Origin of the sequence: Mycobacterium sp. 141, from assembly GCF_000382405.1 — a bacterium.
Classification (GTDB): Bacteria; Actinomycetota; Actinomycetes; order Mycobacteriales; family Mycobacteriaceae; genus Mycobacterium.
Genome location: NZ_KB908259.1, coordinates 125534 through 139917, shown reverse-complemented (window position 1 = coordinate 139917; position 14384 = coordinate 125534). Strand labels below are relative to the sequence as shown.

Sequence of the window (14384 nt, the reverse complement as noted above, 5' to 3'; positions counted from 1 at the left end):
AAAGCGGTCGGTCGGCGGGTCTGGAAACAGTGCCGAAGCGCGGACCAGAAACCGCCTCATCGGTGTAGCTTCGCGGGCGTGGCTGTTGTTGCCGGCATCGATTCATCCACCCAATCGTGCAAGATCGTGGTCTGCGACGCGGAGAGCGGCGCGGTGTTGCGATCGGCATCCACCCCGCACCCCGGCGGAACCGAGATAGACCCCCAGCGCTGGTGGGCAGCTCTGCAGACGACGATCGCCGCGGCGGGCGGACTCGACGATGTCGAGGCAGTAGCCGTGGGCTCGCAGCAGCACGGCATGGTGTGCCTGGACCAGTCCGGTGCAGTGGTGCGAGATGCCTTGCTGTGGAATGACACCCGTTCATCCACCAGTGCAGCCCAACTTGTCGACGAGCTGGGTGGATCTGCGGAATGGGCGAACCGCGTGGGTGTGGTGCCTGTCGCGGCGATCACTGTGAGCAAATTGCGGTGGTTGGTCGACAATGAGCCGATGCACGCCGACGCCACGGCCGCTGTGTGCCTGCCGCACGATTGGCTCACCTGGCGCTTGAGTGGCTCGACCAACATCGCCGACTTGCGCACCGACCGCAGCGACGCCAGCGGCACCGGCTACTTCTCGGCAGAGACCGACAGCTACCGCGTGGATCTGCTGGAGTTGGCGATGCGCGGGCGACGGCCCGAACTACCTGTTGTGCTCGCCCCGGCCGAGACTGCCGGGATGCTGCCCAGTGGGGTGTTACTGGCTCCCGGCGCCGGCGACAATGCCGCCGCCGCGCTGGGGCTGGGCGCAGGACCGGGGGATTGTGTTGTCTCGCTCGGCACATCGGGTGTGGTCAGCGCCGTCGGCGATGCTGCACCACATGATCCCGACGGTATCGTGGCCGGCTTCGCCGACGCCACGGGCAGGCAATTGCCGCTGGTCTGCACGCTCAACGGAGCACCTGTACTGGCCGCCACCGCCGCCATGCTGCGGGTGAGCTACGACGACTTCGACCAGTTGGCCCTGTCGGCACCGCCCGGATCAGACGGCCTGACCCTGGTGCCCTACCTCGAAGGGGAACGGTCGCCCAACCTTCCGCAGGCCCGCGGTGCGCTCCACGGCGTGACAGCGCGAAACTTCAACTCCGCCAACGTCGCCCGCGCAGGCGTGGAGGGATTGTTGGCGTCGATGGCATATTGCATCGACAAGATCGTCAGTTACGGCGTCGACGTCGACCGGATCATCCTCGTCGGTGGCGGCGCCCGTTCGGAAGCGGTGCGGCGGATCGCCCCGGCCATCTGGGGTCGACCCGTGCACGTCCCACCGCCTGCCGAGTATGTTGCGCTCGGTGCCGCCCGGCAGGCGGCGTGGGCGTTGAACAAGCAGGATGCGCCGCCGGCGTGGAGCCTGGGCCCCATTACTCCGTACACGGCGCCGCCGACTCCGCAGGTGTTCGAGCAGTATTGCGCCGCCCAGCCGCTGACGCTCGGTCAATGAACTTCGACTGGGAGCTGTTGGCGGAGGGCGTGTGGCGGGTCCGGCTCCCGTTCCTGGATGTGACTGTCGGCCTCGTATCGGGGGACCGCGGCGCACTGCTGGTCGACTCTGGAACGACTCTGGCCGAGGCGCAGGCGGTCGACGCGGACGTTCACGTCCTGACCGGTCAGCCGGTTGGCGATATCGTGCTGACCCACAATCATTTCGACCATGTACTGGGTGTCGCCGGGTTTCCCGCGGCACGGATTCATTGCGCGCCGGAGGTCACCGAAACCCTTGCGGTCGGGCGAGACGACCTGCGCGCCGACGCGATCAGCCATGGCGCTGATCCGGCCGAGGTGGATCGGGCGATCCGTGCCTTGCGTGTATCGCCGCACCGGACCCGCGATGCGACACTGGATCTTGGCCGTTCGGTCACGGTGACGCACCCCGGGTGCGGGCACACCGACCACGATCTCATCGTCGTCGTTCCGGGTGAACGCACCGTGGTGTTCTGCGGGGATCTCGTCGAGGAACCCGGTGATCCGGTGATCGATGAGCACTCGGACGTCACGGCATGGCCGTCGACGTTGGATGTGATGCTGTCCGCTGCGGGCCCCGACGCACTGTTGGTGCCGGGCCACGGCGCCGTCGTCGACGCGCATTTCGTTCGGCAACAACAGCAGTGGCTGCGGGCAAGAGCGCCCACGCCCCGGCGTTAGGTGCCCTTCGGGATCATCGCGAGCTGTCGGCTCTGGACGATGACCTGCCCGGTCGCATCGAGGATGAGATGGTCCTCCTCGAACAGGGTCGCGCCGATGACGGTCGCGCTCGCCATGACACGCATCCAGCCTGGCACCGGTCGGCGGCGCAGGTAGGTGGTGAGCTGAACGGTCGGTGTCCAGCCGGTCATGCCCCGGTTCATCGTCACCGGCGCGCTGATGTCACCGGCCATCAGCGCGAACAGCAGCGCTGCGTCAGGGTCGGCCTCGTCGTGTGCGAACGGCCGCAGCCACATCCGGTTGACCGGTTCGCCCTGCTGTCCGGTCAGGAACAGCGCCGCCGACGGGTCGATCCGCAGATCGCAACCCCGTGCGACATGCACGATCTGCCCTATGGGGTGGGCCGGGGTGACGTGCACAGCGTCGGCGGACGGTTCGGCAGGCATGTCGGACAAAGCCAGCGGCTCCTGGTGGCGCGGCTCGGCGATATCCAGATGACCAAGGGTGACCGCCGTGGAGACCGCCACCAGATCGCCTTGGGACAGCTCGACATCGACGACGCTGACCTGCCGTCCCCTCTTGCGCACCGCAGTGGTGAGGGTGACGCTGCCCGGCTCGGGTGCGTGAAGGTAGTTGGCGCTTACGGCAATCGGCTGCAGGTCGGTCTCCGCGCCGAGTGCTCTGCGCGCTGCAGCCGCGCACAGTGCCATCATGCAGCCGCCGTGCACCTTGGGTCCGATGGTCCAGGTCGGATCGACGGAAGCCGCGTACGTGCTGTGGCCGACGGACTCCAGCGTCGTCAGATCGGTGAACGGGCGGGTACTGGTCACGACGAGCAACCGGCGTCGCGAAACTCGAGCGAGCACATGGGATGAAAAGCCATGACCTGTGACCTTACAGGTATGAGCCGGCGACGCTGTGATCGGTCAGATATCAAGCCGCTCAACAAGTTCGATTGCACCAGCCGTCGAGATTGACGCCAAGGCTGTGAATTTCCACATTTGACAGCCCTGACGTCAATCTCGACGTTCACAAGCGATCCCGCAACGATTAGAAACTTTTACAATGGGATCCATCGTCTGAAGACAGTTATCTCACTGATCCGCTAGTGCAAGGCGCATGTGGCCACGGCAGGCCCCCATTCATCATTCGTCGCGCGCCACTCCGTCTCGACGAGCCCGGCACCCCCGCCGAAACCGAGCGTCCTTGAAAGGGCCGAGATCGCGCCCACGGCCACTCCGACCGCTGGTCGGTCTTTTCAGGTGATTCCGAATTGGCGGCGGTCAGCATGATCAAATAGGCCATGCCTTCTCGACCCAACGTGCTCAATTCCTCGGCCTTCACCGGTCGCCGCCCTACGGGTGCCGGCGATCTTGCGGTCGAAACGCACGGCATCGCACCGATTGCTCAAGACCAGCGTTACGGCCGTCCGGCCCGGTTGTTCACCGTGTGGTTCGCGCCCCAGGTGAACATGACGGGCGTCTTCACCGGGACACTTGCCATCGCGCTGGGTCTCGGATTCTGGCTGGGAATGCTGGCCATGGTGATCGGAACAGTGTTGGGGTCACTGGTGGTGGCTTATTTGTCGACGTGGGGGCCACGCACCGGCGCCGGCCAGTTGCCCAACGCCAGAATGGCGTTCGGCGGCTTCGTGGTCGTGCCCGGGGTGCTGCAGTGGGGATCGTCGATCGCTTGGGACGCCCTGGTCGGTTTGTTCGGCGGCGAGGCACTTGCTGTTTTGACAGGCATCCCGTTCTGGCTCGCGGTACTCATAGTGCTCGGCGTCCAAGGCGTGGTTGGATTCTTCGGTTACGAGCTCATCCACCGATTGCAGGCAGTACTCACGATCGTCCTGCTCGTCACGTTCGTGGTATTCGCCATCAAGTTGGTCCGTGGTCAGGACGTCATCACCCCTGCCGGTGTACACGGTCCGGCACTCGTCGGTGCCTTCGTCTTCGAGGTGACGATTGCGTTGAGCTTGGCGATCTCGTGGGCCAGCTATGCCGCCGACTTCAGCCGGTACCTACCCGCGACTGCACCCCGGACGCAGGTCTTCGGGTATACATTCGCCGGAATCGCGTCGGCCTACATCTTTGTTCAGGGTATCGGCATCGCGGGCGCCGCGGCGATCGGTGAACAGACCGCCGAGGGCGTGCGGACCGTGATGGGTGGCGGGTGGCTCGGCGGCCTGGCGCTGTTGATCATCGCGCTCGCCGCCGTCGGCTCAGGAGTGATGAACGACTACAGCGGGTCTCTGGCCTTGCAGACCATCGGAGTGCGGGTGCGGCGCCCCGTATCCGCTGTCATCGTCACGACTCTGGCCTTCTTCTTGATCCTTTGGCTGCACGCCGCCGACACCGCCAGCCGGTTCACCGATGTACTGCTGTTGGTCAGCTACTGGATTCCGGCATTCGTGGCCGTGGTCGCGGTGGACTGGGTAGTGCGGATACAGGGACGCAACACGCTTGATCCATCGGTCGAGGAGACCGACCGTTCCGATGCGGTGGCCGCGTTGGTCACCTTCGTCATTGCGTATGTGGTGGCGATGCCGTTCATGAACACGACGCTGATCCATGGTGCGGTGGCGACGGCATGGCATGGCGCAGACATCGCGTACTTCGTGAATTTCGGTGTGGCGCTGCTGCTTTACGGCGGCTATCGGTTGATACGGGTCAAGCGTCGGCAGCTGTAGTCGCGACAGATGATCGGTGCGCACTTCAGACCGGGTGCGCGGCAAACCATTCCAGAAGCAGGTCCGCCACGGTGTCGGGCTTTTCGTCGGGGAGCCAGTGCGAGGCTCCCCGAATGGTCTCGAATCGGTACGGCCCTTTCACATATTTCGCCGTGTCGTGGGCCGGTTTGGCGGTGATCGCGGTATCCCCGTCACTCCAGATGTACATCGTCGGCACCTGCACCCGGTGCTTGACCTCGCGCGAATCGGACAGCAGCATCGCGCGGTACCAGTTGAGTGCCGCGGTCAGCACGCCGGGTTCGAGCATCGTTTCGGTGTCGCGTTCCGCGTAGCCGGCGGACTGCCCACTGCGGAGCAGAGCATCGGTGATCCTGATACCGGAACCATCCCGACCGAGCAGCAGCCGCTCAGGCAGCCAAGGAAGTTGGGCGACGTACATGTACCAGGACGCCAGGCCCTGGCGGCTGGTCGGTATCGCTCTCAGGAATGCCACCGGATGCGGCACCGAAAGCGCCGAAAATGACGCCAATCGCGCCGGTTCCCGCGTCGCAACACCCCAGCCAACGGCCGCACCCCAGTCATGTCCGACGAGATGGATGCGATCGGCTCCGCTGGCATCGATGAGGGCCAGCGCGTCGTCGACCAATTCGGCCATTCGGTAGTCGCGGCGGCGCGGGGGGCGTGCGCCGGGGGAGTAGCCCCGTTGATTCGGCGCCAGGCAGCGGTATCCGCGTGCGGTCAACCGCGCCATCACGGCTGTCCAACTGGTATTAGATTGCGGGAATCCGTGCAGGAGAACAACGACGGCGCCGTCGGCGGGACCGTCGTCGATGACGTCAAAAACCAGGCCGTTGCGGCGGAACTGCTCCATATCGCACCCTCATTCCGGAAGTGGCACTGCGCAGCTCGGATTGACCTCTCAGGCAGCATCTTTGGCCGCTGGCTCAGACTCAAGAGATCTGTGGCTGCCGATAGCCTAACCCGTGCGGGCACCATCGGATCTGGCGCGACCAGGTCACTCCGGACCGAACCTGCTGACATCGAGGTCGCGGTGCGGCACAGTTACCGACATGACCAGTCCGAAGCTCCCCAAACCGGGTGACCTCAAATCAGCCGCACAGGCTGCGGTGGAGACCGCTCAGTCGGCGGTCGAGACCGCGCAGGCCGTCGCAAGCAGCGCCATGCGCATTCCACCGGCCTCGGCCCAACTCGCCGCGCAGTTACCCGATCTGATCGAGAACCTGGCGGTTGCGACTGAACGGCTGAATACGACGATCGATCGCACCGAGCGTTATCTGGCGATGGCCGACCCGATGTTCCGCACGATGGATCGGCTTCTGCCGCAGTTGGAGGCGCTTGTGGCCACGGGAAACGATGTCTTCCGGATGCTGTCGAACATCCCGGGTCTATCGAAGTTCAATCCGTTCGCGCCGCGCCCGACCGACGAGCGCGGCAACGCCAGGTAGCTCCAACTTTCCGGACCGGTCACGGCCCTGGGACGCCAGGCGGGCCGCCCCAAAAGGGGCGGCCCGCAATCGATTTCAGCGGACTTTACATCGGAATCCAGTTGTTCAGGAACCAGAAACCCCACCCGTGGCCGTCTCCTGCCTGCATCGGCGTCACCTGCTGTCCGTTCCAGTTGAACGGTTGGTGATCGTAGCGGCCCTGGTCGATGCCACGGTTGTGCCAGTCGACAGGACCGGCAGGTCCGCGGCCGGGTCCACGGTCGTCGCGGTGGTTGTCACACGGCGGGGCTCCGGGACGATCGCAGCCCCAGCCCGGGTCTGCGCTTGCCGTACCCAGGCCGACTCCGAGCAGCCCAGCCACTCCGATGCCGGCGGCCAGCGCCGAAACACCCAGGGTTCGCTTGAAACTCATAGCTTTGCTCCGTTTCTTCGTGTTACGGCTTCTTCGCCGGATGCCAAGTAAAGCTATGGCCCGGATTTTTGCCGCCACTGTGCCGACGGTGTGGTTGAGCTGTGTAAGCGATAACGGTTCGGAAACCGGATAACGATTCGAAAACTGTTTGCCATCAATGCTATTGATGTCATTGACGGCGCGTGTCCGGCAAGACCTTCCGGCGGTGGTCGCGTGACCAGGCGAACCGCTGAGTCAATGACGTTGAGCCAGAATGGGAATGCCGGTGTAGCGGCCGTGCTTCTCCATGACAGTGGTGGGATCGAACGCGGCCCACGCGTTTGGCGTCACCGCCGAACAGCGTGGCGATGCTGCGCTCCCGGTTGCCGGCGTTGGGGCCGATGTCACCGGCGATGTCGACGAACGCGCTGAACAGGTCGGAATGCATCACGGCCACGTCGACCGCACGTGCCGCCCATCGACCATCCGGCGACGCCCCAATGGGTGCGCTCGGCACTCACGCCGAAATTCGCCGCCATGAAAGGAACGACGTCCTTGGTGAGGTGATCGGCAGCGTTCCCGCGGGGTCCGTTGACGCATTCGGTGTCGTTGTCGAACGCGCCGGTCGCGTCCACGAAGACCACCGCCGGTCGGTCTGATCGGGTAGCGGCCCAGTGGTGAGTTGGTTCCACGCCGGTCTACCCCGGCTCGGCGCATCGCGAGCGTCGCGACACGTGGTAGCGCGATGTTCCCATCGGACTACCAGGCGCCGATCCCGCACTGCAACGATGTCAGCAGTTGAGTGAGGGGTCGTGATTCCGCTCGGACACACGTCCCGCCGCAACCAACGTCCGCACGGAGTCCGGCAATTCGGCCGATGACCACGAAGCTCGGTGCGGAGCTCCGTAATTGACGATGAACGGAACGGTCCCTGCCCACACATCGGTATCCTCGTCGGGCTCTTTGACCGGACTGTCGTTGACCTTGTACACCCAGTCGCCATCGGTGATGGGCATCGCGACAACGTTGGTGGCGGCGATCTCTTTGGGTGTCATCCCACGGACTTCGGCCGTGCGCCCGGGCAGCAGCAGATCGCTGAAGCGGTCCAAGAGCATGGCTCGTTCCTCGCGATGGGCGACCTGCAGGTCACCGTAGAGCACCGCCGAGCGGTAATGCACCGTCGAGTCGAACGTGCTGTGTGCGACCACGAGCGCATCCATCGCCGTCACGCAGAAGGCTGCAGACGTCACCGTCCCGGCAGCTCCCATCGCACCGGCGCCAGTCGAACCGTGCATGAGAATCCGGTCCTCATGTCGGACGAACAGCGTCGGCACCGCCAGGGGCCGCGTTCTGCCGTCACGTCGTTCGACGCTGCCTATGGTCAGCACTCCCCACCACTGCCCATCGAGGAATTCCTCCAATGCGGCACGCTCGGTGGGCTGTCGACCTTGTTTGCGGGTGAGCTTCTCCATGCTCAAACAACACCATGATTGCGGCATTATCGAAACGGCCAGAAAAGGTAGATATCAGATGCCAGTATTGTGTGGAGATGCCGCGGCACACCCGACTGGTTCATCTCCCGTTGGACACCAGCGATCTGAGCGCCAAGACGATCGCCACCCAGATGGTGACCTTGATCGCCGACGGGCAACTCGCGGACGGTGACTGGCTGCCCTCCACTCGCACGCTGGCCGACGAACTCGGATGTTCACGCACCATGGTGGCGGCTGCCTACGATGAGCTGGTCGCCGCCGGTTTTCTCGAAGGGGTGCCCGGCTCGGGTACCCGGACGACGTCCGGCGCGGCGGCCGCGGCCGCCGCCGGCCTCTCCAGTCGTCCGTCCGACCACCCCGGAACTGACCGCAAGCGGCGTGCGTCGCCGACCAATAGTGCTGCGCCCCAACGTGGCTCAACGATGGATCTCCGCCCGGGCTATCCTGACACCGGGTTGATCGATATGCGCGCCTGGACTCGCGCCTGGCGCATGGCGGCAGCTCGGACCCCGACGACCTCCTCACCGTGGCAGGACACGAGCGAGCTGTTCGTCACGGCATTGACCGATCACCTGCGCACGAACCGCGGGATCGATGCCGACACGGTGATCGACGTGCCCGGCTCCGGGGCAGCCTTTCAGGCGGTCGCGGCCGTGAGCGGTCTCACGCGGTGTTATCTCGAGTCCCCTTGCTATCCAGCCGCATACGAGGAATTCGTAGGTGCTGGGCTGCGCCCCGTCTTTGTGCCGGTCGACGACGACGGCCTTTGCGTCGATCAGCTGGGCGACAACGCCGGCCTGGTGTACTGCACGCCGGCGCACCAGTACCCGCTCGGACACCGATTGTCGGTCAACCGGCGCGCCGAATTGGTCGCCTGGGCCAAGCGGACCGGCTCGATCATCGTCGAGGACGACTATGACGGCGAGTTCCGCTACGGGGTTGCACCACTCCCGGCGGTCCGGTCCGTCCCGGGAGCGGGGGAGCGCGTCGCCTACATCGGGACAGCGTCGAAGATCCTCACGCCCGGGCTCGGCGCCGCCTGGCTGGTACCGCCGCGGCCGCTTCGCGATGCGGTGCTGGCCTACCTGCGCGAGCGTCGCCTCGCGCTGTCCGTGATCACCCGGGATGCACTCGCGGAACTGATGGTTGCCGGTGATCTGCAGCGGCACCTGGTCCGAGCCGCACGCGAATACCGGCATCGCCGTGACATGCTCATTGCGGCACTCGGCACGCATTGCCCCGAGCTCTCCGTACTTGGCGTCGAGGCCGGTCTCCACGTCGCCATCCTGCTGCCACGAGAACACGATGACCGCCGCGTCAGCGAGCTCCTCGCCGCACAGGGATTCGTCATCGAAGCCCTGTCGCTCTATCCGGGCGCGGCAGACCGCGAAATCAACGGACTGGCGGTCGGTTTCGCTCTCATCGATCGAGTGTCCGCAAACGGCTTGGCGATTCACCTCGCCGGGGCTCTCGGGTAATCGGTCGACCTCAGTCGCCTGTCGTCAAACCCCGAGAACCACGTGCTCGGCAGGGTATGCGTGGATGAGCGCGGTGCTCAGCTTGGGCACCGCATGGATGAGGTCATGTTCGGCGTTGTGGGCGAGCCGGTGGGCGTCGGCGAGGCTGAGGTCGGGATCGACATCGAGTTCTGCGTCGGCGTGCAGACGGTGCCCGATCCAGCGCATACGGACGCTGCGCACCGCTTGCACTCCGGGATGTGCAGCCAGGACGGTCTCGGCGGTGTCGATGAATACCGGTTCCACACCGTCCATGAGGCGACGGAACACATCGCGAACGGCCGTGCGCAGTACCACCAGAATCGCCACCGTGATCAACAGTCCGACGATCGGATCGGCGAGCGGGAACCCGAGCGCCACACCGCCGGCACCGATCAGCACCGCCAGGGAGGTGAATCCGTCCGTGCGGGCGTGCAGACCGTCGGCGATCAGCGCCGCCGAACCGATCCGGCGCCCAATTCGAATGCGCAACAAGGCGACCCATTCATTGCCGATGACGCCCACCAACCCCGCGAGAGCCACCCAACCGACGTGCTCGATCTGCTGCGGCTCGATCAACCTACGTATCGCTTCCCAGCCGGCGATCACCGCGGACAAAGCGATCATCGCGACGACGAACAGACCCGCGATGTCCTCGGCGCGGCCGAAGCCATAGGTGTATCGGCGGGTGGCAGCCTTGGTGCTGAGGGCAAAAGCGATCCACAGCGGCACGCTGGTCAACGCGTCGGAAAAATTGTGGATGGTGTCGGCCGCCAGGGCGATCGACCCGGAGAGAGCGACGATGACGATCTGGGCGATTGCCGTGAGTCCGAGAACAAGCAGACTGATCTTTACCGCCCGGATTCCCGCCGCGCTCGACTCCAGCGCGCCGTCGACGCTGTCCGCAGCATCGTGGGAATGTGGCGCGAAGATCTCCCGGAGCAACCCGCGCATGCCTCTCGGGTGCTCGTGGTCATGCTCGTGCTCGTGGTGGTGATGCGGGTGATGGCCACTCATCGCCGGGCAGCTTTCCGCGGGTTGGGATCGGTGGCCAGTTCACGCACCCGCGGATCGTTGCGGTGGTGCGGCGGAATGCCGGGGCCCGCATGCTCGGCATTGAACACCGCGTCGACGACCAGTTGGCGGATGTGCTCATTCTCCAGGCTGTAGAAGATCGTGGTGCCCGAACGGCGGGTGCGCACCAAGCGTGCCAACCGGAGCTTGGCGAGATGCTGCGATACCGAAGGAGCCGGTTTGCCCACGCGTGACGCGAGGTCGTTGACTGACAGCTCGCCCCCCGTGAGCGCCCACAAGACCTGAATCCTCGTGGCATCGGCGAGCATTCGGAACACCTCGACGATCAGACCGGCCTGCTCCTCATCAAGGAGGCCCACTGAGGCATTACCTGCATTCATATGCAGATAGTAACCTTCGCAGGAAGGTGCCGCCGAGCAACACCCAGACAAAATCATCCCGGGCCTCGGACGCGACCGTGGTTACGGTCCCAGGTGACTACGATTTCCGGGTCATGGAAGAAGAACTCGCCGTCGGCGCGCAGGTCGAACTGCCCTACATTCATATCGTGGCGAACAAGTCCCACCGCGGCCTGATCCGTCGGGCGCAACGCGCGCTCGGCGTGGACTGCTGCGTCCCGCTCGGCTAGGTCATCGTGACACGCGTACTCGTCGCACCCGACAAGTTCAAGGGCTCATTGACTGCAGCGGAGGTAGCCGACGCACTCGCCGACGGACTCACGGCGGGCAACCCTTCCTGGTCGGTCACCACGGCCCCGGTGGCCGACGGGGGAGACGGCACGGTCGCGGCCGTCGTGGCCGCCGGTTGGACTCCGGTTGCGGTGGAGACCACCGGTCCGACAGGTCATCCCGGTATTGCCCTGTATGCGCGCCGCGGGCCGATCGCCGTGGTGGAACTGGCCGCGGCAGTCGGCCTCGTGACACTCCCACCCGGCCAGTTGGATCCTTTGGGAGCCAGCACGTTCGGACTAGGCACCGTCATCCGACACGCACTCGACCTGGGTGCACGCGAGATCATCATCGGGCTCGGCGGTAGCGCGTCGACCGATGGTGGTGCGGGGATGTTGCAGGCCCTCGGAGTACGGATTCTCGACGGCGACGGCAACGAGGTCGGACCCGGCGGCGCGGCACTGCGCCAAGCCGCGAAGGTCGATCTCAGCGATCTGCATCCGGCGGCCCGTACGGCGCAATTTCAGCTCGCCTGCGACGTGGACAATCCGTTGGTCGGTCCACGCGGTGCGACAGCGGTGTACGCACCACAAAAAGGCGCGACAGCCGAGCACCTGGTGCTCCTGGAGGACGCGATGACGCGGTGGGCGCATCTGCTCCGCACCACCACCGGTCGCGACGACAGCCGTACGCCGGGAGCGGGAGCGGCCGGTGGGACCGCCTTCGGGGCAATGTCCATCCTGGGCGCCACAACCCGGCCCGGCATCGAAACCGTACTGGACCTAATCGACTTCCGCCGCAAGCTCGCCGAGGCGGATATGGTCATCACAGGCGAGGGGTCACTGGACACCCAGAGCCTGCACGGCAAGGCTCCCATCGGAGTCGCTGCGGTGGCCACGAAAATGGGTATTCCCGTCATCGCGGTTGCCGGCCGCAGTTCTCTGCGCGATATCGAGTTGCGCGACGCCGGAATCTCCCGGGCATATACGCTCGCCGAACTCGAGCCCGACGCACACGCATCCATGGTGAATGCGGCAGACCTGCTGCGCCGGATCGGACGCATCATCGCGGTGTCTGCCGACGTCATCAACACGAGCCGATAGGGAGAATCATGAGTGCCGATTTCACCGCCGAGCCGCCCTCAACGTGATGTCGGAGATGGCCGTGCGACTCTGTCCGCCGACGGTGCCGAGTTTGGAAATCCACACCAGCACATTTGAGGTTTTCTTCTGATTGTCGATGGTGATGGTGTTCTGTCCTGGCTGCAGCGACACATTGGGGGTCAGCTCGGTCGTGTCGGACAGGCTGTTCGGGTCGGCGCTGTCGGCCGCTCGAATCTGCACCTCTGTTCCAGTGCTGGGCACATCGAGGGTCACTTTGCTCAATGCGGTGGGTGCAGGCAGTTGCAGCATCAGACCGACGCCCTGTTTGAAGGTGGGGAACGGGGTGGCGTCTTGGTAGACATCGGTGGGCCACCCGGTATCGGGATTGCCGTCGATGGCGTTGCCCGCCTCGTCCGGGTGATCGGGTGAGCCGCCGGGGGAGAACACCGTCGCCCGTTCCGGCGTCACGACCGGCCCCGGTCCGCTGTGCGATGAAAAACCGAAGCCTCCGGTGACAAAGTAGGCCGCCGTGGCCAGCACCGCCACGAACACGACCACCAGCCCGACGATGCGCAGCGGCCGGGACGTCCACGCAGAATTCTTACCCGGTTTCACCCCGGATGTCGTGCGCCGCCGGCGGCCGCGCGTACCTCCCGAATGGTTGACCACGGAGTCGGCGAACAGCGTCCGGTCGTCCCAGAAACCGCTGACCTCCACTACATCACCGTCGGACAGTTCGCCCGTGATGGAGTTGCCGCGCAGTTCGACCGGCACAACGGTGTGGGCTGCGCCTGTCGAGTCGTATCGCTCCACCCGGAAGGACCAGACTTCGTCGTCACCGTCGGGCCCGGCCGGCAGTTTCTGCACCGCACGGGCGGTGCCGAGCACCGTGAGCACGGTCAGACGTCTGGTGTCCGGGGGACTGCTCCAATCGCTTTCGCCGGAGGCCTCCAGCGGGGCGGTGTGGGCCGCCGGCTCACACGAAGTCCGCTCCGGTGCCGGCTCGGGTGCGGTCGCCATATCCAGGCGTCCGCCCAGGGCCCGGGCGAAGTCGATGCACCGTACGTAGCGCTGATCGGGGTTCTTCGCCAGTGCTTTGGCCATGGCGGCATCGAGGTGCGCGAGGTCGGGACGGCGCTCCGACAGCAGTGGCGGTGGTGCGTTGAGGTGTTTTCCGGCCACGACAATCCGATTGGCGTCGTCGAACAGGGGTGCGCCGGTCAACAGATGAAAGGCCGTCGCGGCCAGGGCGTATTGATCGGCCCGACCGTCGAGCGCCTTGCCCATGAGTTGCTCGGGCGCTATGTAGGCGACGGTACCGATAGCCATGTTGGTCTCGGTGAGCCCATTGGTGTCGTCAGCTTCGCGAGCGATGCCGAAGTCGGTGAGCAGGACGCGGCGCCGAGTGCTTGCCGTCGGAGTGGTCACCAGGATGTTCGCCGGTTTGACATCGCGGTGCAACAGCCGCCGTTCGTGCGCGAAATCGAGAGCTTCGGCCACCGCCGTCACGATCTCCATCACATCCTGATAGGGCAGGCCTGACGGGGACTGCTGCTCAAGCATGTGACGGGCGTCGGTGCCCTCCACATAGTCCATCGAGATCCACAGATGACCTTCGAACTCACCGCGGTCGTGTACACCGACGATGTGTGGATGCCACAACGTCGCGGCCAGCTCAGCCTCTCGGGTGAATCTGGCGCGGAACTCATCGTCGCGGGTGGCGTCCGTCGACAGGATCTTGAGTGCGTCCAGACGGGGCAGCCGGGGATGCTGGGCCAGGTAGACCTCTCCCATGCCGCCTGCACCGAGGAGCCGCTGAATGGAGTAGCCGGCGAAGACGTCACCGGAGTTGAACGGCATACG

General features: G+C 65.3%; 13 protein-coding genes and 2 pseudogenes. 7 read left to right on the top strand and 8 right to left on the bottom strand.

Annotation, left to right across the window (positions count from 1 at the left end; genetic code table 11):
* Positions 1 to 78: 78 nt before the first annotated feature.
* Both xylB and H276_RS0109900 read left to right on the top strand, forming a co-directional pair.
* Positions 79 to 1476 carry a xylulokinase gene (gene xylB / locus H276_RS0109905; protein ID WP_019971152.1) on the top strand — a complete coding sequence of 466 codons (1398 nt, stop codon included), beginning with the start codon at positions 79 to 81 and terminating at the stop codon, positions 1474 to 1476.
* Entirely contained in the window at positions 1473 to 2177 is a 705-nt protein-coding gene (locus tag H276_RS0109900) for an MBL fold metallo-hydrolase (RefSeq protein WP_019971151.1), read from the top strand. The genes xylB and H276_RS0109900 overlap by 4 nt, the downstream gene beginning before the upstream one ends.
* Here H276_RS0109900 and H276_RS0109895 read toward each other — a convergent pair.
* Positions 2174 to 3007 (bottom strand): thioesterase family protein, encoded by an 834-nt coding sequence (locus tag H276_RS0109895; protein WP_019971150.1) that lies wholly within the window; start codon positions 3005 to 3007, stop codon positions 2174 to 2176. The two genes, H276_RS0109900 and H276_RS0109895, sit on opposite strands and share 4 nt — an antisense overlap.
* Before the next feature lie 473 nt (positions 3008 to 3480).
* Here H276_RS0109895 and H276_RS0109890 point away from each other — a divergent pair, with 473 nt between their 5' ends.
* Positions 3481 to 4869, top strand: a complete 1389-nt coding sequence (locus tag H276_RS0109890; protein ID WP_196807883.1) for a cytosine permease — start codon at positions 3481 to 3483, stop codon at positions 4867 to 4869.
* Positions 4870 to 4894: 25 nt separating this feature from the next.
* Here the strand turns inward: H276_RS0109890 and H276_RS0109885 are convergent, their stop codons facing one another.
* Positions 4895 to 5740 (bottom strand): alpha/beta fold hydrolase, encoded by an 846-nt coding sequence (locus H276_RS0109885; protein ID WP_019971148.1) that lies wholly within the window; start codon positions 5738 to 5740, stop codon positions 4895 to 4897.
* Positions 5741 to 5939: 199 nt separating this feature from the next.
* Here H276_RS0109885 and H276_RS0109880 point away from each other — a divergent pair, with 199 nt between their 5' ends.
* Positions 5940 to 6335 carry a hypothetical protein gene (locus H276_RS0109880; RefSeq protein ID WP_019971147.1) on the top strand — a complete coding sequence of 132 codons (396 nt, stop codon included), beginning with the start codon at positions 5940 to 5942 and terminating at the stop codon, positions 6333 to 6335.
* Between the two features lie 85 nt (positions 6336 to 6420).
* Here H276_RS0109880 and H276_RS0109875 read toward each other — a convergent pair whose 3' ends face one another.
* From H276_RS0109875 to H276_RS0109860, 3 genes and pseudogenes are all read right to left on the bottom strand, one after another.
* A complete protein-coding gene (locus H276_RS0109875) occupies positions 6421 to 6747 on the bottom strand; it encodes a hypothetical protein (RefSeq protein ID WP_018600069.1) in 327 nt (108 codons plus the stop codon).
* A 258-nt stretch (positions 6748 to 7005) separates the two neighbouring features.
* Positions 7006 to 7376, bottom strand: a pseudogene (locus H276_RS24035) (alpha/beta hydrolase-fold protein); the annotation flags it as partial.
* Between the two features lie 141 nt (positions 7377 to 7517).
* Complete coding sequence (locus H276_RS0109860; RefSeq protein WP_019971145.1) at positions 7518 to 8198, bottom strand: pyridoxamine 5'-phosphate oxidase family protein; 681 nt, start codon at positions 8196 to 8198, stop codon at positions 7518 to 7520.
* Between the two features lie 77 nt (positions 8199 to 8275).
* Here H276_RS0109860 and H276_RS0109855 point away from each other — a divergent pair, with 77 nt between their 5' ends.
* Positions 8276 to 9697, top strand: a complete 1422-nt coding sequence (locus H276_RS0109855) for a PLP-dependent aminotransferase family protein (RefSeq protein ID WP_036460875.1) — start codon at positions 8276 to 8278, stop codon at positions 9695 to 9697.
* Positions 9698 to 9721: 24 nt separating this feature from the next.
* On the opposite strand, the gene H276_RS0109850 is transcribed toward H276_RS0109855, so the two are convergent.
* On the bottom strand, positions 9722 to 10732 hold the full coding sequence (locus H276_RS0109850; protein WP_019971143.1) for a cation diffusion facilitator family transporter: 1011 nt from the start codon (positions 10730 to 10732) through the stop codon (positions 9722 to 9724).
* Positions 10729 to 11130 (bottom strand): metalloregulator ArsR/SmtB family transcription factor, encoded by a 402-nt coding sequence (locus H276_RS0109845; protein ID WP_019971142.1) that lies wholly within the window; start codon positions 11128 to 11130, stop codon positions 10729 to 10731. Before H276_RS0109845 ends, H276_RS0109850 begins: the two co-directional genes overlap by 4 nt.
* Before the next feature lie 77 nt (positions 11131 to 11207).
* Between H276_RS0109845 and H276_RS25285 the strand changes: the two are divergent.
* Both H276_RS25285 and H276_RS0109835 read left to right on the top strand, forming a co-directional pair.
* Positions 11208 to 11372, top strand: a pseudogene (locus tag H276_RS25285) (glyoxylate carboligase); the annotation flags it as partial.
* 12 nt (positions 11373 to 11384) lie between these two features.
* Positions 11385 to 12521: a glycerate kinase gene (locus H276_RS0109835; protein WP_019971140.1), complete on the top strand. Its 1137-nt coding sequence runs from the start codon at positions 11385 to 11387 to the stop codon at positions 12519 to 12521.
* A gap of 21 nt (positions 12522 to 12542) precedes the next feature.
* Here the strand turns inward: H276_RS0109835 and H276_RS0109830 are convergent, their stop codons facing one another.
* Positions 12543 to 14381: a serine/threonine-protein kinase gene (locus H276_RS0109830; protein ID WP_019971139.1), complete on the bottom strand. Its 1839-nt coding sequence runs from the start codon at positions 14379 to 14381 to the stop codon at positions 12543 to 12545.
* Between the last annotated feature and the right edge of the window lie 3 nt (positions 14382 to 14384).

Bases quoted from the DNA above. Each gene is read 5' to 3' on its own strand.
- H276_RS0109885 (WP_019971148.1), bottom strand. From the start codon at position 5,740: ATGGAGCAGTTCCGCCGCAACGGCCTGGTTTTTGACGTCATCGACGAC.
- H276_RS0109855 (WP_036460875.1), top strand. From the start codon at position 8,276: ATGCCGCGGCACACCCGACTGGTTCATCTCCCGTTGGACACCAGCGAT.
- H276_RS0109900 (WP_019971151.1), top strand. From the start codon at position 1,473: ATGAACTTCGACTGGGAGCTGTTGGCGGAGGGCGTGTGGCGGGTCCGG.
- H276_RS0109875 (WP_018600069.1), bottom strand. From the start codon at position 6,747: ATGAGTTTCAAGCGAACCCTGGGTGTTTCGGCGCTGGCCGCCGGCATC.
- H276_RS0109890 (WP_196807883.1), top strand. From the start codon at position 3,481: ATGCCTTCTCGACCCAACGTGCTCAATTCCTCGGCCTTCACCGGTCGC.
- H276_RS0109880 (WP_019971147.1), top strand. From the start codon at position 5,940: ATGACCAGTCCGAAGCTCCCCAAACCGGGTGACCTCAAATCAGCCGCA.
- H276_RS0109850 (WP_019971143.1), bottom strand. From the start codon at position 10,732: ATGAGTGGCCATCACCCGCATCACCACCACGAGCACGAGCATGACCAC.
- H276_RS0109845 (WP_019971142.1), bottom strand. From the start codon at position 11,130: ATGAATGCAGGTAATGCCTCAGTGGGCCTCCTTGATGAGGAGCAGGCC.
- H276_RS0109860 (WP_019971145.1), bottom strand. From the start codon at position 8,198: ATGGAGAAGCTCACCCGCAAACAAGGTCGACAGCCCACCGAGCGTGCC.
- H276_RS0109830 (WP_019971139.1), bottom strand. From the start codon at position 14,381: ATGCCGTTCAACTCCGGTGACGTCTTCGCCGGCTACTCCATTCAGCGG.